At 71.9% G+C, this 18,687-nt stretch carries 17 protein-coding genes and 1 pseudogene; 11 read left to right on the top strand and 7 right to left on the bottom strand.

All coding sequences use genetic code 11. The features are described 5' to 3' along the window. The first annotated feature begins 222 nt into the window (after positions 1-222). Positions 223-924: a histidine phosphatase family protein gene (locus CCZ36_RS33220; protein WP_128819239.1), complete on the top strand. Its 702-nt coding sequence runs from the start codon at positions 223-225 to the stop codon at positions 922-924. Positions 925-1,035: 111 nt separating this feature from the next. Here CCZ36_RS33220 and CCZ36_RS33215 read toward each other — a convergent pair whose 3' ends face one another. The 3 genes from CCZ36_RS33215 to CCZ36_RS33205 all read right to left on the bottom strand — a co-directional run bounded on the left by CCZ36_RS33215 (position 1,036) and on the right by CCZ36_RS33205 (position 3,136). Beyond that, positions 1,036-1,524, bottom strand: a complete 489-nt coding sequence (locus tag CCZ36_RS33215) for a GNAT family N-acetyltransferase (protein WP_128819238.1) — start codon at positions 1,522-1,524, stop codon at positions 1,036-1,038. A 39-nt stretch (positions 1,525-1,563) separates the two neighbouring features. Next, a complete protein-coding gene (locus tag CCZ36_RS33210) occupies positions 1,564-2,613 on the bottom strand; it encodes a DUF6397 family protein (protein ID WP_128819237.1) in 1,050 nt (349 codons plus the stop codon). Positions 2,614-2,722: 109 nt separating this feature from the next. Beyond that, on the bottom strand, positions 2,723-3,136 hold the full coding sequence (locus CCZ36_RS33205; RefSeq protein WP_128819236.1) for a roadblock/LC7 domain-containing protein: 414 nt from the start codon (positions 3,134-3,136) through the stop codon (positions 2,723-2,725). A gap of 133 nt (positions 3,137-3,269) precedes the next feature. Here CCZ36_RS33205 and CCZ36_RS33200 point away from each other — a divergent pair, with 133 nt between their 5' ends. After that, positions 3,270-3,698 (top strand): PPOX class F420-dependent oxidoreductase, encoded by a 429-nt coding sequence (locus tag CCZ36_RS33200; protein ID WP_069735935.1) that lies wholly within the window; start codon positions 3,270-3,272, stop codon positions 3,696-3,698. Between the two features lie 24 nt (positions 3,699-3,722). Here CCZ36_RS33200 and CCZ36_RS33195 read toward each other — a convergent pair whose 3' ends face one another. Beyond that, positions 3,723-4,391, bottom strand: coding sequence for a GTP-binding protein (locus tag CCZ36_RS33195; RefSeq protein ID WP_206515786.1), 669 nt, complete (start codon positions 4,389-4,391; stop codon positions 3,723-3,725). 416 nt (positions 4,392-4,807) lie between these two features. Between CCZ36_RS33195 and CCZ36_RS33190 the strand changes: the two genes are divergently transcribed. The 5 genes from CCZ36_RS33190 to CCZ36_RS33170 all read left to right on the top strand — a co-directional run bounded on the left by CCZ36_RS33190 (position 4,808) and on the right by CCZ36_RS33170 (position 9,539). Beyond that, the gene (locus CCZ36_RS33190) at positions 4,808-5,173 is read left to right on the top strand and encodes an ArsR/SmtB family transcription factor (protein WP_006129412.1); all 366 of its coding nucleotides are present in this window, start codon (positions 4,808-4,810) and stop codon (positions 5,171-5,173) included. After that, the gene (gene mgtA, locus CCZ36_RS33185) at positions 5,166-7,898 is read left to right on the top strand and encodes a magnesium-translocating P-type ATPase (RefSeq protein WP_443069831.1); all 2,733 of its coding nucleotides are present in this window, start codon (positions 5,166-5,168) and stop codon (positions 7,896-7,898) included. The genes CCZ36_RS33190 and mgtA overlap by 8 nt, the downstream gene beginning before the upstream one ends. 72 nt (positions 7,899-7,970) lie before the next feature. After that, positions 7,971-8,135 (top strand): Sec-independent protein translocase subunit TatA, encoded by a 165-nt coding sequence (gene tatA / locus CCZ36_RS33180; protein ID WP_069735937.1) that lies wholly within the window; start codon positions 7,971-7,973, stop codon positions 8,133-8,135. Between the two features lie 163 nt (positions 8,136-8,298). Then, positions 8,299-8,874 carry a TerD family protein gene (locus CCZ36_RS33175; RefSeq protein ID WP_006129409.1) on the top strand — a complete coding sequence of 192 codons (576 nt, stop codon included), beginning with the start codon at positions 8,299-8,301 and terminating at the stop codon, positions 8,872-8,874. A 59-nt stretch (positions 8,875-8,933) separates the two neighbouring features. Further along, on the top strand, positions 8,934-9,539 hold the full coding sequence (locus CCZ36_RS33170; RefSeq protein ID WP_069741656.1) for a class I SAM-dependent methyltransferase: 606 nt from the start codon (positions 8,934-8,936) through the stop codon (positions 9,537-9,539). Between the two features lie 113 nt (positions 9,540-9,652). On the opposite strand, the gene CCZ36_RS33165 is transcribed toward CCZ36_RS33170, so the two are convergent. Further along, a complete protein-coding gene (locus CCZ36_RS33165) occupies positions 9,653-10,558 on the bottom strand; it encodes an oxygenase MpaB family protein (RefSeq protein ID WP_128819234.1) in 906 nt (301 codons plus the stop codon). 249 nt (positions 10,559-10,807) lie between these two features. Between CCZ36_RS33165 and CCZ36_RS33160 the strand changes: the two genes are divergently transcribed. Beyond that, positions 10,808-11,716 (top strand): hypothetical protein, encoded by a 909-nt coding sequence (locus CCZ36_RS33160; RefSeq protein WP_128819233.1) that lies wholly within the window; start codon positions 10,808-10,810, stop codon positions 11,714-11,716. Between the two features lie 37 nt (positions 11,717-11,753). On the opposite strand, the gene CCZ36_RS33155 is transcribed toward CCZ36_RS33160, so the two are convergent. Next, a complete protein-coding gene (locus CCZ36_RS33155) occupies positions 11,754-11,936 on the bottom strand; it encodes a hypothetical protein (protein ID WP_069735941.1) in 183 nt (60 codons plus the stop codon). A gap of 81 nt (positions 11,937-12,017) precedes the next feature. Further along, positions 12,018-13,088, bottom strand: coding sequence for a fatty acid desaturase family protein (locus CCZ36_RS33150; RefSeq protein WP_069735942.1), 1,071 nt, complete (start codon positions 13,086-13,088; stop codon positions 12,018-12,020). A 281-nt stretch (positions 13,089-13,369) separates the two neighbouring features. Between CCZ36_RS33150 and CCZ36_RS33145 the strand changes: the two genes are divergently transcribed. The 3 genes and pseudogenes from CCZ36_RS33145 (at position 13,370) to CCZ36_RS33135 (ending at position 18,643) form a co-directional block, all read left to right on the top strand. Further along, the gene (locus tag CCZ36_RS33145; protein ID WP_128819232.1) at positions 13,370-16,417 is read left to right on the top strand and encodes a DEAD/DEAH box helicase; all 3,048 of its coding nucleotides are present in this window, start codon (positions 13,370-13,372) and stop codon (positions 16,415-16,417) included. After that, positions 16,414-17,817, top strand: a pseudogene (locus CCZ36_RS36160) (SWF or SNF family helicase); the annotation flags it as partial. The gene CCZ36_RS33145 and the pseudogene CCZ36_RS36160, both read left to right, overlap by 4 nt. A gap of 238 nt (positions 17,818-18,055) precedes the next feature. Next, the gene (locus CCZ36_RS33135; RefSeq protein ID WP_069735945.1) at positions 18,056-18,643 is read left to right on the top strand and encodes an N-acetylmuramoyl-L-alanine amidase; all 588 of its coding nucleotides are present in this window, start codon (positions 18,056-18,058) and stop codon (positions 18,641-18,643) included. Positions 18,644-18,687: the final 44 nt, after the last annotated feature.

The following is an 18,687-nucleotide window of genomic DNA, read 5'->3' as shown; positions in this document are numbered from 1 at the left end:
TCGCCCGAATGGCGGTGGGGCGCACAGTACTGCCATCACCCCGGATCGACGCAGCCGCCCTGTGCCTGACCCGTCGCTTGAACTCCGGGCATATCCACGCCACTTCCGGCAAGGCGGGCACACCTCTGTCAGGCTGTCCTCCGGAGATGGCCGAATGAGAGGGTGGGATGTGCATCTATTTTCCGCCGCCCGCGCGCCTGAGCCTGGAGCATGACCCGTTCTATGCGATTGCTACTGATCCGTCACGGCCAGACACCGTCCAACCTCGGCCATTTCCTGGACACCGCGCGGCCTGGCCCCGGGCTCACGGACCTCGGGCTGCGACAGGCCGCTGCCCTGCCCGGAGCGCTCGCCGGGGAGGACATCGCGGCGTTGTACGCCTCCACGCTGACGCGTACACAACTCACGGCCGCGCCCCTGGCCGCTGAGCGGGCCATCGAGGTCCGGATCCGTGACGGAATCCGGGAACTGTCGGCGGGTGACCTGGAAATGCGGGCCGACGAGGAAGCGATCCGGCAGTTCCTCACGACCGTCTTCGCCTGGCCCGCCGGGGACCTCGCCCGCCGACTGCCCGGGGGCGAGGACGGGACGGAGGCGCTGGCCCGCTTCGACGCGGTGGTGGCCGAAGCGGCGGAGGCCGATGAGCACGGGACGGTGGCGCTCGTCAGTCACGGCGCCGCCATCCGTGTGTGGACAGCCGCCCGCGCACGGAACGTCACAGTCGATTTCGCCGCCCGACACGGCCTGGACAACACGGGTGTGGTGGTGGTCGAGGGAACGCCGGACTCGGGGTGGACGGCCCTCTCCTGGGCCGGGACGGTCGTCCCGGCGGTCACTGCGAGCGGCGTGGCGGACGGCGGCCCGGCGGGTCGTGCCTTGCCGGGCCCGGAGCTGGGACCGGCAACGGATCACCCCACCGCCTGATCGCCACTCCCGCTCCCGCGCCTACTCAACTTCTGCTTCTGCTGCTCCTTCTGCCCGCTTTACTGTTCCCGCTGGGCGGGTGGGCCTATGGCCTGTGCCGGCGGTACGTCGTCACAGGGACTTGTGCATGATGTGAATCCCTACATAGCCCTCCGTGGGGTGGTTGAAGCCCTCGGGAAGGGTGCCGATCACCTCGAAGCCGATCGATTCATAGAGCTTGACGGCGTGCGTGTTCGTTTCGACCACCGCGTTGAACTGCATGGCTCGATACCCTTCAGCACGGGCCCAGTCGACCGAGTACTGGCAGAGTGCGCGCCCCACGCCCCGGCCCGAGTGCGCGGGGTCGACCATGTAGGTGGCGCTCGCGATGTGGGATCCGTTGCCCATGTGGTTGCGGTTCATCTTCGCCGTGCCGAGCACCGTCCCGTCCTCGTCGACAGCGACGACCACCCGGCTCGGTGCCGGGACGAACCACCACCCCTCCGCGTCCTCCTTACCGAGGTCGAGCGGATAGGTGAGCGTCTCGCCCGCGGAGACGATCGTGTGGAAGAACGGCCAGATGGCGGGCCAGTCCTCGGACTTTGCTTCCCTGATCAACATGCGGACAGGATGGCCCATCCGAGTGATCGTCGCGAAATCTCATCCGGCGCCCCGGCCGCGCCACCCCACCCTGGCCAGCAGCCCCTTCCTCGCCGTCCGGCCCGCCGCTGCGGGACGTGGCGTCCCACTGCGGGCGGGCGGTGCCGGTGCCGGTGTCGCCAACTCGGCGGCAGGCGCCTGATGCCCGGGCCGAGGCCGGGCTCCGCTCCGGGCGGATGGTGTCGTCCGGGCTCCTCCGTCGTCGCCGGGGCGCGGGGCCGGCCGGCCCTCGCGGGCCGCGTCCAGCTCCAGCGTCAGGTTGACCCGCCGCCAGAGGATCTCGTCGGGGTCGTCGGCGAGCATCAGCTCCGCCATGGCTTCCCTGGCCGCCATGGACCCCGGACGCCCGAAGACCGGCTCCGGCCGTACCCGTACGAGATAGGCGCGTTCGTAGGGGTCGTCCACCACTTCCGCCAGTTGCACCGGATCCAGCGCCGACGCCTGGACCGCCGTTCGAGCCCAGGGGTCCGTCGTGCGGTCCAGCAGCCGGTCGATGCGCTGCGAACGCCAGTTGCGCGCCCGCCGATCGACGCCCGACTCCAGCATCGTGCGCATCCCCGGAGGCGTCCGTCCGGCGAGCAGCTCGGGCTCCCGCGCCGCGAACGAGGCCAGCTCGTCCGCGAGATAGAGCCAGACCACCGCGCGATACCGGTTGAGATAGAACGTGACCGGTGAGACACAGCCCGCCCGGGCCAGCCGGGTGAACCGTGCCGGAGCGATGCCCAGCAAGGCCGCCCCCTGCGCCGTACCGACGGTGCGGACCCGTTCGACCAGCGCGTCGGGGGAGCCCGGCTGCTCCCGCAGGCGCGCGACCTCGTCCTCATGCACCCGTGGCCGCCCGCCGCCCGGTACACCGACGACGGCGATCAGCCCCAGGTGCACCGCCAGCTCGAACTCCGCACGGCGGATCCCCAGCTCCTGGGACGCTCGCCCGGCCGCGACCGTCGCCGCCGGGTCGGCGGACGGAGCAGGCCCGTCCTCGCCCGGCGCCTCCGCGCTCGCGTTCCCCTGGCCGGCGATGTGCCCTCGGAGCATTTCCTTGACTGTCATGACTGTTCTCCCCCGTCGACTCGAATACTCTCCGTAATCACGGTAGCCCGAGGGAGTCATCGCCCGTCAGCCCTGTGGATAACTCCTCAGCGGCGACGAGAATGGCAGGTCAGAAAGGTACGATACCCTCAGATCCGCCCTGCCGGACGGAGACTCCGAGGTGTTCACCGACCCGGTTGACGAGCAGGGTCATCTCGTAGGCGACCTGCCCGACATCGGCTTCGGCGGCGGTCAGGACGCACAGGCAGCTGCCGTCGCCCGCGGCCGTCACGAAGAGCAGCGCTTCGTCGAACTCGACCATCGTCTGGCGGGCCCGGCCCGCCCGGAAGTGGCGCCCCGACCCGCGCGCCAGACTCTGCAGGCCGGACGAGACGGCCGCCAGGTGCTCCGCGTCCTCTCGTGCGAGGCCACTGCTGGCCCCGGTGACCAGCCCGTCGTTCGAGAGCACCAACGCGTGGCGTATGTATTGCACCCTGCTGGTGAGATCGTCAAGGAGCCAGTCAAGTCCCCGGTCAAGCGGCATGTGCTCGTCCTCCCCGTACCTTCGTTCCCCGCTACGCGCGTAAGCCTCGCGCACCGCTCCCGTGGGGGCAAGCGCCCCCGACTGCCCGGGGTGCCGCTTCGCGCCATGCGGGGCTCGGCCTCAGGATGAGCCCATGGCACACCACATGACCGATGAAGAATGGCGGGCCTTCCTCTCGGAGGGCACCCGCACGGCGAAGGTTTCGACGGTTCGGGCCGACGGCCGCCCGCACATCGCGCCCGTCTGGTTCCTTCTCGACGGCGACTCGGTGGTCTTCAACACCGGCAAGGAGAGTGTGAAGGGACGCAACCTCGCACGGGACGGGCAGGTCGCCCTGTGCGTCGACGACGACCGGCCCCCGTACGCGTTCGTGGTGGTGCAGGGGCGTGCCGAGCTGAGCGAGGACCCCGAGGAACTCCTGCGATGGGCGACGCGGATCGCCGGCCGCTACGTGGGGGCCGGCGCCGCCGAAGAGTTCGGCCGGCGCAACGGGGTGCCCGGCGAACTGGTCGTACGGGTGCGGATCGACAAGGTGATCGCGATGGCCGACATGGCCGACTGACGGAGGGCCCCGGACGCCGGGCCGTCAGCCGACGGCGGCGAGGAGCCGGGCGGTGTGCATGCGCCCGGCATACTCGACCGTACGGATCAGGACCTCTTTTCCCGAGGCCCGGTCGCGGACGTCGCAGAGCACGACCGGCGCGCCCACGTCGAGGTCGAGCGCCTGCGCGACATCGTGCTCCGTATGGTCGGGAGCGCCGGGGAAGCGGTTGACGGCGACGACGAAGGGAATCCCTCGGCGCTCGAAGTGGTCGACGGCGGCGAAGCAGTCCTCCAGTCGCCGGGTGTCGGCGAGCACGACGGCGGCGAGGGCGCCTTCGCTCAGCTCTTCCCAGAGGAATTGGAAGCGCTCCTGGCCCGGCGTGCCGAACAGATGGAGCGACAGGCCCGAGTGGACGGTGATACGGCCGAAATCCATCGCCACGGTTGTGGTGGTCTTCCGCCCCACCCCGCCGGTGTCGCTCCGCTCCGGCCCCCTCCTGGCCTCGCTCTCGCTCAGCGTCTCCTCCGAGTGCAGCGGGCGGATCTCGCTGACCGAGCCGATCAGGGTCGATTTCCCGGCACCGAAGCCGCCCGCCACGACGATCTTCAGAGTGAGCTCGATGTCTTCTCCGAGCATGGTCCGGCCCACGTTCGCGGAGGTTCGGTGGGTGGCACGGAGATTCTCGTCGCCGTAGACGGACTCGGAGGGCATACGTCCCTTCTCTCCTCGGGGCCCTCTTGTCGGGCTTGTCGGTGCTCTCTTCTCAGGGCTCTCTCAGGTCTCTCTTCTCGGCTGTCTTCTGGGCTGTCTTCTCGAATCTGCTGAAGCTCGTGGCCGGCTTCGCCGTCACTTCGGGCCTCAAGGACAGGTCGGGCGGACAGCATGGCAACCGTTCGGCTTCGTTCGAGCGAGTTGATCGCTCTTGGCCGATGAGGCTTCGTATCCGTCGCTCCTTGCCGCATCCCGACCCCATTGCGTCTCTCTTGGGCGGGCGGGAGGAGGGCCGGACGTTCCGGACGGGCCCCGGCCGCTTCCGTCACGGCCCCTACACTGGTTCTTTTCGGCCGTCCGGAACGGGCAGCGAGGCCGGGTCCGTGCCGGCGGCCCGGGGACGAGGGGATGCGAGCGTGTCGACAGGTTCCGGCGGCGGTTTCCAGGATCCGCCCGCTGAGGTGCTGGCGGAGGCCGCCGCGGCCTTCGGGCTCCTGGCGACACCCGCACGACTGCACATCGTGTGGGCACTGGCCCAGGGCGAGAGCGATGTGACGGGACTCGCCGAACGTGTGGGCGGTACGCTCCCCTCCGTCAGCCAGCATCTGACGAAGCTGAAGCTGGCCGGGCTCGTCCGATCACGCCGTGAGGGCCGGCGGCAGGTCTATCTCGTCGACGATCCCGATGTGGTGACGGTCGTCCGGCTGATGGTCGGCCAATTGGCCGCACGCGCCGGGCACCCCTCCCCCGCGCCCGTCCGCCTGCGTGAACTCGGTGCCTGAGAGCCGTCCAGCCGCGGGCCCGGGGCGTCCCACCATCGGCACGCCGCCCTCCGTCGCACCGCTCCCCGGCGCCGTGCCCACCCCTCTCCAGACGCTGCGTGCCCTCGGCAGTGGGCCGCGCGGGCTGCTGGAGGCAGAAGCGGAGATCCGGCTCCTCCGGACGGGCGAGAACGTGCTGCCGGCCCGGCGGCCCGTCCCCTGGCCCCGCCGATTCCTGCGCAGCCTTCGGGACCCCTTCACCTCCGTACTTCTCTGTCTGGGTCTGGTGTCGGCCCTCGTTGCCGCCTGGGGCACCGCCTGCGTCATCCTGGCCCTCGTCGCCGTGAGCTGTCTGCTGCGTTCCGCCGAGGAGCACCGCGCCGACCGGTCGACCGCGGCGCTGCGCGAACTGGTGGCGACCACCGCGACCGTGGTGCGCCGCGCCTTTGACGACTCCCCTCCCCGGGAACGGGAAGTACCCGTCGCCGACCTGGTACCGGGAGACGTGGTCCGGCTGCAACCGGGTGATCTCGTGCCCGCCGATGTGCAGTTGCTGCGCGCCGACGGCCTCACCGTGCATCAGTCGGCCCTGACCGGGGAGTCGGCGCCGGTGGTCAAGCAGGCTCTGGACGTCCCCGACCCGGCGCTGTCCGGGGCCGGACCGTTCGCACAGCCCCAGTGGTGCTTCCAGGGCAGCAGTGTCGCTTCGGGCAGCGGTACGGCGGTGATCGTGGCCACCGGCGCGGAGACCCGGTTCGCCGCCACCCATGACGGCCGGGCCGGACAGCGGGGCGCGAGCGCCTTCGACCGTTCGGTCCGGGGGATCTCCTGGACCCTCATCCGTTTCATGCTCCTGACCCCTCCCCTGGTGCTGATGGCCAATGCGGCGCTGCGCGGACGGGGTCTGGAGACGCTGCCCTTCGCCGTGGCCGTCGCGGTGGGGCTCACCCCGGAAATGCTGCCGGTCATCGTCACCACGGCGCTCGCGCGGGGCGCGGCCCGGCTGGCGCGCACCAGTGGAGTGATCGTCAAACGGCTCCCGGCGCTGCACGACCTGGGAGCGGTCGATGTGCTGTGCCTGGACAAGACCGGCACCCTCACCGAGGACCGGCCGGTCGTCGCGGCGGCGGTCGACGGCGAGGGCCGGCCCGACCCCGACGTACTGCGGTGGGCGGCGGTCAATGCTCTGTGGACGCTCCAGCTGGCGGAACTGCCCGCCGCCGACGCCCTCGACGAAGCGGTCCTGGAGGCCGTCGGCACAGACGGCCCGCCCGCTGCCGGGGCGGTCGATCCGGACGTCTACGAGGGCGTCGCCGTCCTGCCCTTCGATCCGGTGCGCCGCGTCGCGACCGCCGTGGTCAGGCGGCCCGGACGGCTCGGCGTTCACACCCTGGTCACCAAGGGCGCCGTCGAGGCCGTGCTCGACCGGTGCGCCATGGACGGGGACGAGCGCGACCGGCTGCTCGCCCTGGCCGACCGGAAGGCCGCGTCCGGGCTGCGTCTGCTGGCCGTGGCCCGGGCCGACCGGGCGTCCCGGGTGGGCGCGTACACCCCTGCGGACGAGCGGGGCCTGACCTTCCTGGGACTGGTGGCACTGCGGGACGTTCCGGCTCCGAGCGCCGCCGACGCGCTCGCGGTGCTCGCACGACGGGGTGTGCGCGTCAAAGTGCTCACCGGCGACCATCCCGGCACCGCGGCCCGGGTGTGCGCGGACCTCGGTCTGCGCCCCGAGGGCCACTCCGGTCCCGACGATGTGGTCACCGCCGAACTGGTGGACACCCTGTCGGACGCGGAGCTGGTGGAGGTGGCGGACCGGGCCGTCGTGTTCGCGCGCTGCACCCCCGAGCACAAGGCCCGGATCGTCTCGGCCCTGCGCGCCGGCGGTCGCACGACCGGCTTCCTCGGCGACGGCGTCAACGACCTGCCCGCCCTCGGCGCCGCCGATGTCGGCATCTGCCCCCGCAACGCCGTGGACGTGGCCCGGGAGGCGGCCGATGTCGTCCTGGCGGAGAAGGACCTCACCGCGATCGACCGTGCGGTGCTGGCGGGACGGCGCAGCAGCGGGAACATCGCCTCCTATCTGCGGATCACTCTCTCGTCGAACCTCGGCAACGTCATCGCCATGCTGACCGCCGGGCTGATGCTGCCCTTCCTCCCGATGCTCCCGGCGCAGGTGCTGGTGCAGAACCTCTGCTTCGACGCGGCGCAGCTGGCGTTCGCGTTCGACCGCCCGCCGGCGTCGGCCCTGCGCCGCCCCACCGCGCTGCGGCCCCGCGACTTCCTGCGCTTCATCACGGGTTTCGGTCTGCTCAACGCGGCCGCCGACCTCGCCACCTTCGGGGTGCTGGCGCTCGCCCTCCACCATGCGTCCGGGGACGGCGGGGAGGCGGCGTTCCACGCCGGGTGGTTCACGGAGAACCTGCTCACCCAGGCCCTCGTGATGGTTCTGCTGCGGACCGGCCGCAGCGCCGCCGAACGCCGGGCGGGCGGGCCGCTGCGGGCCGCCGCTGCGGGTCTCGCCGCGGTCGGGGTCGCCCTCCCGCTCACCCCGGTCGGGCCGTTGCTGAGCATGAGCGCCCTGCCGCCCCTCTACTACCTGTTGCTCGGCTCGGTCCTGGGGCTGTACGCGGTCGCGCTCACGGCGGCCCGCCGTCGCTACGAGTGCCGCCATCTGACCGATGTGCCCGACGCCGCGGCAGAAGGCGTCGGGGCGTCGAGGGGCGCCCGTTCCGGCCCCATGCGCTAGTTGTACAGTTGCGCAATGCGGCAAGTGTTACCGCCGCGGAGAAACCCGTACGGAGAGAAGGGCGGGACCGGCATGCTGCGCAACGGCCTGCAACCCTGGCACCTGCTGATCCTGGCGGTCGTCGTGATCGCCGTCTTCGGCTCGAAGAAGCTGCCGGACACGGCCCGTGCGCTGGGCAAGTCCATGCGCATCCTCAAGAGCGAGGCCAGGGCGATGAAGGACGAGAGCTCGCCCTGACGATCCGGGGAACCGGGAGTGTCGCGCCGAGCGTTTGTAACGGATAGCGGCCAGCAAAAGTGACAAGTGACAGCAGAACGGATCCGGTCACCGGACTCGGATGCGGTGAAGCCGCGGATCTCCGGATCACAGGTACGGACCGTCCGAAGACTGGAGGAAATTCATGGGTGTGACCCTGGCCAAGGGCGGCAATGTCTCCCTGTCGAAGGAGGCCCCCGGCCTCACCGCCGTGACCGTCGGGCTCGGCTGGGACGTACGGACCACGACCGGGGCCGATCACGACCTGGATGCCAGTGCGCTGCTGTGCTCGGCGGCGGGCAAGGTCCTCTCCGACAGCCACTTCGTCTTCTACAACAACCTCAACAGCCCCGACGGTTCCGTCCGCCACACCGGTGACAACCTGACGGGTGAGGGCGAGGGCGACGACGAGTCGGTCGAGGTCGATCTGTCGTCGGTTCCCGCCGAGGTAGCGAAGATCGTGTTCCCCGTCTCGATCCATGACGCCCAGAGCCGTGGCCAGAGCTTCGGCCAGGTACGCAACGCGTTCATCCGCGTGGTGAACCGGGCGAACGGCGTCGAGCTCGCCCGTTACGACCTGAGCGAGGACGCCTCCACCGAGACGGCGATGGTCTTCGGCGAGCTGTACCGGCACGGCGCCGAGTGGAAGTTCCGGGCCGTCGGCCAGGGTTACGCCTCAGGCCTGGCGGGCATCGCCTCGGACTACGGCGTCAACGTCTGACCGGACGGGCCGGGTTGCGGCGCTCGCACGCCTCCGCCGGTTGCGCGAGCATGTCCCTCATGACCGACGACCTCACCCACACCCATGTCCTGGACTTCTTCACCCCGCGTGCGGCCGACTGGGACAGCCGGTTCCCCGACGACGGCCCCGCCTACATGGCGGCGGCCGGCCTGCTGGGGCTGCGCCCCGGCGATGCCGTGCTCGACGCGGGCTGCGGCACGGGGCGCGCACTGCCCGCGCTGCGGTCGGTGGTCGGGCCCGAGGGCACGGTGCTGGGCGCCGACCTGACCCCGGCCATGCTGGAGGCGGCGGCGCGGGCGGGGCGTGGAGCCAGCGGGACGCTCATGCGTGCCGACGTCGCGCGGCTGCCCCTGCGCGACGGCGCCCTCGACGCGGTGTTCGGGGCCGGGCTGATCTCGCATCTGGCCCGGCCCGAGGCCGATATGGCGGAGCTCGCGCGCGTGGTCCGGCCGGGCGGAGTCCTCGCCCTGTTCCACCCGATCGGCCGGGCGGCGCTCGCCGCGCGGCAGGGGCGCTCCATCACCGACGACGACCTGCGGGCCGAGCCCAGGCTGCGTGAACTGCTGGCCGGAGCGGGGTGGCTGCTGGAGTCCTACACGGACGAGGACGACCGCTTCCTCGCGCTCGCCTCCAAGCAGGGCTGAGGCCGACGGCCCCCGGTCCGGCCGCCCTGCGCCCCGCTCCACGGCGGACCGGCCGGGGGGCGGGTCACGCCGCGTCCCCGGCTCGGCGGTGTACCGCCCAGGGCGGTGCACCGTCACTCGGCGGATGCCTGCGACGGGCGGTGGCCCGGGACCGGGCAGCCACGGACGCCCGGAGTGGGGAACGTGCCGAGCCCCGCGATCTCGTACCCGTCCGGGTATCCCTTGATCTCGGGGTTCTGGCGCGCGTAGTGGGGCTTCCGCCGGGGCGGCAGGAGCCGGACGGCCCGGGCCCGCATCCGCAGTGCGCCCCTCGTCAGTCCGCGAGCCACCGGACCCGGTCGGCGATAGCGGAAGGCCTTGAGCAGCGAGTCGTCCAGGAGGGCGAGGCTGGCCCCGCGCACCACCGGGGCGAGGGGCGCCGGATACCAGGAGCCCATCAGGGCCAAGGTGGCGTCGGAGACCCGTCGGGCTCCTTCGTCCCAGCCGAAATGCTCGTCCTCGTAGGCGTCGAGGGTGCGCTCGAAGTCCTCGTAGGTTTCCGGAATGTCCTTGATGCCCATCCGTGCGCCGAGCGTGCGGTAGTAAGCGGCGAAGGCTGCCAGCTCGTGGCAGCAGAGGCGTCGCCAGCCGAAATCGTCCAGCCACCGCTTCGGTGTGACGACGAACGTGCACAGGACGTAGCGCATGTCCTCGTTGCTGATGTCGTAGCTGCGGTGCATCTGGTTGATCCGGCGGACCGCCGTGCGACCCTCGTCGGTGTCGAAGCCGTGCTCCACCACGGTGTCGAGCAGCAGGGCGGTGTCGTCGTAACGCTTCTGGGAGCGCTCCGTCAACTCCGCTGTCTCGTCGAGGAGTCGGCCGATGCTGGGCACAGCATAGGTGCGGTAGAGGGCCAGTTCGAGCGCGCGGGTGATGTCCCAGGGGAACTCGTACGTGACGGTGAGCCGGTAGATCTCCAGGAAGTCCCGCTCGGGGTCCAGTCGCTGAATCTCTTTCAGCCGGTCGTACCGCGTCACCATGCTGTTCCCTTCGCTCGGCCGGATGTCCAACTTTACGCGGAGGCCTCCCGGACGCTCCCGTTCTTCGGTTCTCCGGACCCGGACGGGGCGGGTCCGCTCCGGTGCACGCCGGGGAGGGTCAGACCCTCGACGAGGAGGTTACCGAGTAGTTAGGGTGCGCCGACGGACAGGGAACGACGGGATCCAGGAGCGACGGCCCCGGGAACGATGAAACGGGAAACACGGGGCGTGGCGAGGAGCGGGCAGACGATGAGCGATGGGGAGGGCACCGTGGCAGGTGCGGATGATGCGGCCGCCGACGACGCGCTGCTGGTGCTGACCGCGATGCTGCTGACACCCTCGCGGTTTCCCAGTGTGCTGGGGGACGACTATGTCGCCGCGTGCGATGCGCTCGCGCTCGAACCGTACGAGGAGGGGTACGGGCTCATCCTCGGACAGGACGGTGAGGGGGCGCGGTGGACGGTGGTCGTCGAGGACACCTCCCAGGTGGCCGTCGCCATCGCCGCGTGGGACTGCGGCATGGAGCACGACCTCTCCCCCGACGAGCGCTCCATGGTGTGCGCTCTGCCGGGCTGGCCGATGGACCTGGCCGTCTCGGCGCCCGGTGTCCCGGATCCGCACGACCCGGATACGGACGGGGAGGGCCCGGCGCCACTTGCCCCGCCCGACGCGGAGGCCTGGGGTCCGGCACAGCGCCGGCTCGGCGCCGACGAGATCGCCGCGCAGTGGTCGGCGTGGCGCGAGCAGATCGACGACACGCAGTTTCCGCTGCCCGGCACCACCGGGGAGCGGGGCAGCAACACCGAGGGCCAGGCCACGAACGACGCCGAGGCGACTGCGGGAAACGGCACCGGAGGGGATCAGGACAACGACCCCTCCCGCTTCCCCCGGCACCCCGGTGTCCGCAGGGCCCTGTCGGAGGCGACCGCCTACACGAAGGCTCCGCCGCCTCCCGGGCGGATCCGTTCCTCCTATGCCTCGGCCGACGTACGCACCCTGCGCGTCGACGGCCCGGGCTGGTCGATGGTGGCCCGGACGAACGACATCGCCCTGTTCCTGCTGGACGAGGAGCCGGGCACGGTCATCCCCGTCGGCCGCGGAACGTCACTGCCCGGCCTGCTCACGGCCCTGGACGGGCTGGCCGCCCCGGCACTGTGACGTCCCGGCCGTTGGCACAGCCAGACCGACGTCCGGATCAGCGACCGATTTCCTTGCGGTTGATCCTGCGGAGCCTGCGCCGCTGGGAGGGGTCCAGCAGCAGGTAGCCCGCCACGGGGACACCGATCACGACCAGCAGTGCCCACCAGAATCCGATCAGGGGCCACAGGATGGCTGCCGCGAGCACGCCCCCGACAGCGACCTTCGCACCATTCGACATGGTCCACGCCTCCTTCGCGGCCGGCGCCGCTCCTGTTGTGTGAACGCCTCCGCGCTCCCTTACGTTCCCGGGTTTCCCGCGCTACCGCAGCGGCTCACCGACGTCGTGCATGTGTGCCAGCGCCTGGCGATAGGACTCGATCAGCCCGGTCTCCGTGTACGGCATCCCGATGCCGGCGCAGTATGCCCTGACCAGGGGCTGGGCGAGCCGCAGGTGGGGGCGGGGCATGCTGGGGAAGAGGTGGTGCTCTATCTGGTAGTTCAGCCCGCCGAGGAACCAGTCGGTCAGAGGGCCGCCGCGTACGTTGCGCGAGGTCAGGACCTGCCGCTGGAGGTGCCCCCAGCGCTCGCCCTCGGGGTCGGGCATCTCCATCCCCTTGTGGTTGGGCGCGAAGGCCAGGCCCAGGTGGAGACCGAACAGCGCGTGCAGCACCAGGGCGAAGACGATCGCCTTGCCCGGGGACAGCGTGCTGAACAACAGCGTCGCCCAGAGCGCGAAGTGCGCGGTGAGCAGCAGCGCCGAGACGGCCCGCTCCCGGAGGGGCTGACGCGGCAGGAACTGGAATCCGTAGATCTTCAGCGCGATGCCTTCGAGCAGCAGCATCGGGAAGAACAGCCGGGCCTGGTTCCTGGTCAGCCAACGCGCCAGGCCCTCCCGCTGCTCCGCCTGCTTCTGGGTCCAGACCAGGGCGCCGACGCCGACGTCGGGATCCTTGTCGATGTGGTTGGGATGAGCGTGGTGGCGCATGTGTTTGTCGTTCCACCACGCCTCGTTCATGCCGAGGAGCAGATTGGCGTGCACAAGACCGATCAGCCTGCCTGTCCTGCGGTCCGCGGTTATCTGCGCGTGCCCCGCGTCGTGTGCGACGAAGGCCGTACGGGTCCACAGAACCGCCATCGGCAGGGTGAGGAGCAGGCTCCACCAGGTGTCGCCCAACAGGACGAAGCCGGTGACCAACAGGCCCAGGGCCGCGAGATTGACGGCGATGCCGAGAACGTACCGGTCCGTGCGGCGTTCCAGCAGACCCTGGTCCCTCGCGGCGCGCAGCAGCGGCGCGAAGTCGCTCCCGGCCGCCGCGGCGCTGGGCCCGGCCGGGCTGCCCGGGCTGCTTTCGTCGGCGGGATCCGCAACAGTGGCTGTCGCCTGGGGCATGACGTCTCCGGTCTCTGGAACCTCTAAGGCGCTGACCTCATCGAACGTACGGACCGAGGGCCGAGGCAGCCATGGCGCCACCACCCTGATCCACCTGGGGCAGACCCCCGTACGCGGTGGTGGGGCTGACTGCACCGTGGAGACCTGGCCACCAGGAAGCCGGGAATCAGCCCCCAAGAAACGTGACGCACACCACGCAGGCAAGCGGCGCGCCGACAATCAAAGTGGAGTACCCTCGGCGACTCCGCCCACTAGTCAAGTTTGAGGAATCAGCCATTCCTGTGCACAGGCACCCTGCGGCAACGCCCTTCGAGATCGCCGGACTGTCCCGCTGTTCCGCCATCTTCGTCCCTGCGGACCCGGCCCGCACCAGCATGATCGCGTTCTGGGACCCGGACGGGAGCATCCCCTGCGACACCTCCGGGACCGTGTCGGAGCTGACCGTCGTCGAAGCCGACCTGCGGCCCCGTACCGTTCCGGCGCTGTTCCTCCCGCTCCGGGAGGCTCTTCCGGTACTGACCCGGGCACGCGCCGCCGCGCAGGCCTCCCCCGCAACCGCCTTCTGGGGCGCCGGGGCGCTCCTCGCCCTCCAGTTCGTCGCGCGCGGTCTGCTGCTGCCGGGGCTGAGCCCCGCCGACCACGACGCCTGGCGGATCGGGCCGCTGAGCGCCGAGGACCTCGAACGGGTACGGGAGCTGGCGGCGTCGATGCCGCCTGCGGCGCACGCGACTCCGGTCCCGGACATGACGTCGGACGACGGAAACAGCGACGGCGACGGCGAACCGTGGCTGCCCGAACCGGAGCGCCTGCTGCGTGCGTTCCTCGATGCCGTGGCAGACGCGATGCCCCGGACCCCGGCAGCGGGGTTCGCCGCCGCCGGTCCCGCGTTCACCGCGCACCAGCCCCAACGCCTGCCCGAGGGCCGGGCCTGGGCGGCCGATGTGGCGGCGGGTCACGACGCGGGCGTACGGCTCTCGTTGCGTATCGAGGTCACGGGCCTTGCGTCGCGGCGGAGCGGCGCGGACGCGGACCACGAAACCGACCGGGGCGCGGAGGGGTCCGGTACGGATGGGGGCGCGCCGTCGTTCCGGGCCGTGCTGCAGATCCACAGCGTCAGCGATCCCTCCCTGGTCGCCGATGCGGCAGAGCTGTGGGCGGGCGGCTCGCGGACCGCCGCCGCGTTCGGGCCACGGGCCCGGATGGACGCTCTGCTGTCCCTTCGGCGGGCCGCCCGCGCGTGGCCCCCGCTCGCGCCGTTGCTCTCCGCCGCGGTGCCGGACTCGGTGGAACCCGCCGACGAGGAGATCGCCGAACTGCTGGGGTCCGCCTCGCGCGCCCTGGCCGCCGCCGGTGTGCAGGTGCACTGGCCCAAGGAAATGGCCAGGAAGCTCACCGCGCGCGCCGTGATCGGCCCGGACGACCGGGACGCCACGGGCCGGGACGTCACGGGCCGGGACGTCACGGGCCGGGACGTCACGGGCCGGGACGCCACGGGCCGGGACGTCACGGACCCGGAGGGCGACGGGCGGCGGCCCGGACCACCGGGGCGTACCGCTGCGGACACTCCCTCGTTCCTCTCCGCCGACGCGCTGCTGTCGTTCGACTGGCGGTTCGCCCTGGGGGACCAGAAGCTGACCCGCGAGGAGTTGGACCGGCTCGCCGAATCGTCCAGGCCCATCGTGCGGCTGCGTGACCAATGGGTGCTCATCGACCCCGAGGAGGCGCGCCGGGCGCGGGCGACCCAGGACCGCAAGGTCACCCCGATCGACGCGCTGGGCGCGGTGCTGACCGGTACGACGGAGGTGGACGGCCGGCGCGTCGAGGTGGCGGCGACCGGCTGGCTCCAGCGGTTGCGGGACCGGCTGGCCGATCCGGAATCCGCCGCGCGGCAGTCGATCGGGCAGCCCGAGGCGCTCACCGCGACCTTGCGCGACTACCAGGTGCGCGGGCTGAACTGGCTCAACACCATGACCTCGCTGGGGCTCGGCGGCTGTCTCGCCGACGACATGGGCCTCGGCAAGACGATCACGCTCATCGCCCTGCATCTGCACCGGCAGACCGATCGCGATGCCGCCGGTCCGACGCTGGTGGTCTGCCCGACCTCGCTGATGGGCAACTGGCAGCGGGAGATCGAGAAGTTCGCGCCGGGCACCCCCGTCCGCCGCTTCCACGGCGCGTCGCGCTCCCTGGAGGGACTGGTGGACGGCGAGTTCGTGCTGACGACGTACGGGACGATGCGCCTCGACGCGCCCCGGCTCGCCGCCGTGTCCTGGGGCATGGTCGTCATCGACGAGGCCCAGCACGTCAAGAACCCGCACTCGGCGACGGCCAAGCAGCTGCGGACGATCGGCGCCCGGGCCCGGGTCGCGCTCACCGGGACCCCCGTGGAGAACAACCTTTCCGAGCTGTGGGCGATTCTGGACTGGACGACGCCCGGTCTGCTCGGCCGGCTCGGCGCCTTCCGTACGCGGTACGCCGCCGCGGTCGAGGGCGGCAGCGATCCGGGCGCCGCGGAGCGGCTGGCCGCGCTGGTGCGGCCGTTCCTGCTGCGCCGCCGGAAGTCCGACCCGGGCATCGCGCCCGAGCTGCCGCCGAAGACCGAGACCGACCGGGCCGTGTCGCTGACGCCGGAACAGACCGGTCTGTACGAGGCGGTGGTCCGCGAGACGCTGGCGGAGATCTCCGCCGCCGACGGCTTCGAGCGGCGGGGGCTCGTGATGAAGCTGCTGACGTCGCTCAAGCAGATCTGCAATCACCCGGCACAGTTCCTCAAGGAGGAGCAGCCGCGGATCGCGGACCGGTCGGGGAAGGTCGAGCTGCTGGACGAACTGCTGGACACGATCCTGGCCGAGCGGGGCTCGGTGCTGGTCTTCACGCAGTACGTGCAGATGGCCCGGCTGCTGGAGGCACACCTGGCCGCGCGTGGGGTGGACACGCAGTTCCTGCACGGCGGTACGCCGGTGGCCCGGCGCGAGGAGATGGTGGCCCGCTTCCAGTCGGGCGAGGCGCCGGTGTTCCTGCTGTCCCTCAAGGCGGCGGGGACCGGGCTCAACCTCACCCGTGCCGGTCATGTCGTGCACTTCGACCGCTGGTGGAATCCGGCGGTCGAGGCGCAGGCGACGGACCGGGCGTACCGGATCGGCCAGACGCAGCCGGTGCAGGTCCACCGGCTGATCGCCGAGGGCACGATCGAGGACCGGATCGCCGGCATGCTCGCCCGCAAACAGGGCCTGGCGGACGCGGTGCTCGGCTCGGGCGAGGCGGCACTGACCGAACTGACCGATGCGGAACTGGCCGACCTGGTCGAGCTGCGAGGGGGCGCACGATGAGCGACGACTACGGATACGACTACGAGGACGATTCCCCGTACGGCACGGAGAGGGAGTACGGGGCGGGCGACACGGACGCCTCGGGCGGGGACGACGGGGCCGGTGCGTCGCGGGACGGCGGGCGCGGACCGGAGCGTACGTTCGCGGCGCTTCCCGCCGCACAGGGCCGGGGTTTCGCCACCTCCTGGTGGGGCCGGGCGTGGCTCCAGGCCCTGGAGGACACGGCGCTGGACGGTCAGCAGCTCAAGCAGGGCCGCCAACTGGCCCGTAAGGGCGGGGTCGGGGCGGTCTCCGTACGACCGGGGCGGATCACGGCGATGGTGCGGGACCGCGACGGCACGGCCCACCGCAGCGACGTCCTGCTCCAGCAACTCGGTGCGGGCGCCTGGGACCGTTTCCTGGACATGGCCGTGGACCGGGCCGGGCACATCGCGGCGCTGCTGGACCGGGAGATGCCGCCGCACCTGGTGGAGGACGCGGCGGGCGCCGGGGTCGAGCTGCTGCCGGGCATCGGGGACCTGGAGCCGGAGTGCACCTGTGGAGCCTGGGACCACTGCCCGCATTCGGGTGCGCTCTGCTATCAGGTGGCCCGGCTGCTCGACGAGGACCCGTTCGTGCTGCTGCTGATGCGAGGGCGCGACGAACGGCGGCTGCTGGACGAACTACAGGTGCGCAGCGCCGCCCGTGCGCTCCGGCCGGGGGACGGAGGGGAGGGCGGGGCCACCGGGGACGCGGAGCGGGAGGTTCGCGGGGTCCCGGCCGGGGAAGCGTTCGCGGCGGCCGGGATCCTTCCGCCGCTCCCGGCTCCCCCGTCGGCCCCCGACGCGCCGGGGCTCGGGCCGTCCCTGGACACGGAGACCCCGCCCGCGCCCGGCATCGACCCGGCGGCGCTGGAGGTGCTGGCCGCCGACAGCGCGGTGCGGGCCCACCGAATGCTGCTGGACGCCCTGGCCCCGGGACACGAGGAGCAGCCGCTCCCGGTGGAGCTGACGCCGCAGCAGGACGCGGTGAGGATGGCCGCGGACGCCCTGCCGGATGCGCGGATCGGGGCCCGGCTGGCCGCGGGGTCCGGCCGTCCGGCCGCGGATCTGGGTGCGGCGGTCCGTGCCTGGCGGTACGGCGGGGTCGCGGCACTCGCCGTGCTCGACGAGGAGTGGGCGCCGGCCCCGGAGGAGCTGGGGCGGGCCCGGGCGCGGCTCGGCGAGGCGTGGGAGGCCGGTGAGCGCCCGGCTCTGCGGGCGAGCGGGCGGGCCCGCTGGACCGTGGCGGGCGCCGACCTCCAGCTCCGGCTCGACCAGGAGGGGCGGTGGTGGCCCTACCGCAAGGAGCGCGGACGGTGGGTCCCCGCAGGACCGGCGGACGACGATCCGGCGGGAGCGCTGGCGGGTGCCGAGGAGGGGGAGCGGCGGACGGGACGAGCGGGTCGGACGCGGCGGTCTGACACGGCCGGTTCCCGGAGGGGGCGGGCCCCTCCGGGAACCGGCAGCGCTTCGGCGAAGTCCGCACGCGCGGGGAGCCGCACGCACGTCAGGCAGCGGCTGTGCGGAACCGGGCATCCGATGGGCACGTCATGTGCTTGGACAGGGGTGATCGGCCAACCGGGGCCCCGGCCGGTCCAGCCCAGTCCCAGGAGTGCTGTTGCATCGCAGAAGGATCATCCAGTACGCCGCCGCGACGGTGGGTGCGGCAGCCGTCCTGCCGTCGTCGGCCCGGGCCGTTGCCGCGCCCGAGGGCCCCACCGACTACGCGAGCGCCCTGTGGGTTCCGGCCGCCGCCGCCAACTACACCGTTCCCTCCCGCCCTTCCGAGCGCCTGATCGACCGTGTCGTCATCCACGTCGCCCAGCAGTTGTTCACGCCGACCACCGGCATCTTCCGCACCCCCTCCAAGCAGGTGTCGGCCCACTACGTGGTGCGGTCGGGCGACGGCCATGTCGCCCAGTGCGTACGGGAGAAGGACATCGCCTGGCACGCGGGCAACTGGAGCTGGAACACCCGGAGCATCGGGATCGAGCACGAAGGATGGGTGGACCGCCCGGAGTTCTTCACGGACGTCATGTACCAGCGGTCCGCGGGGCTCACCGCCGACATCTGCGACCGCCACGGCATCCCCAGGGACCGGGAGCACATCGTCGGCCACCACGAGGTGCCGGGCAGCGACCACACCGACCCGGGCGTCCACTGGGACTGGGAACGCTACCTCCGGCTCGTCCGCGACGCCGCCTGAGCCGCCCCTCCCCCACCACTCGTGCTGATGACTCTCCGCAGCGA

It is taken from the genome of Streptomyces sp. S063, assembly GCF_002832675.1.
Lineage (GTDB): Bacteria > Actinomycetota > Actinomycetes > Streptomycetales > Streptomycetaceae > Streptomyces > Streptomyces sindenensis.
The sequence above is the reverse complement of the archived record's forward strand: the minus strand, read 5'-3'. Positions and strand labels throughout refer to the sequence as shown.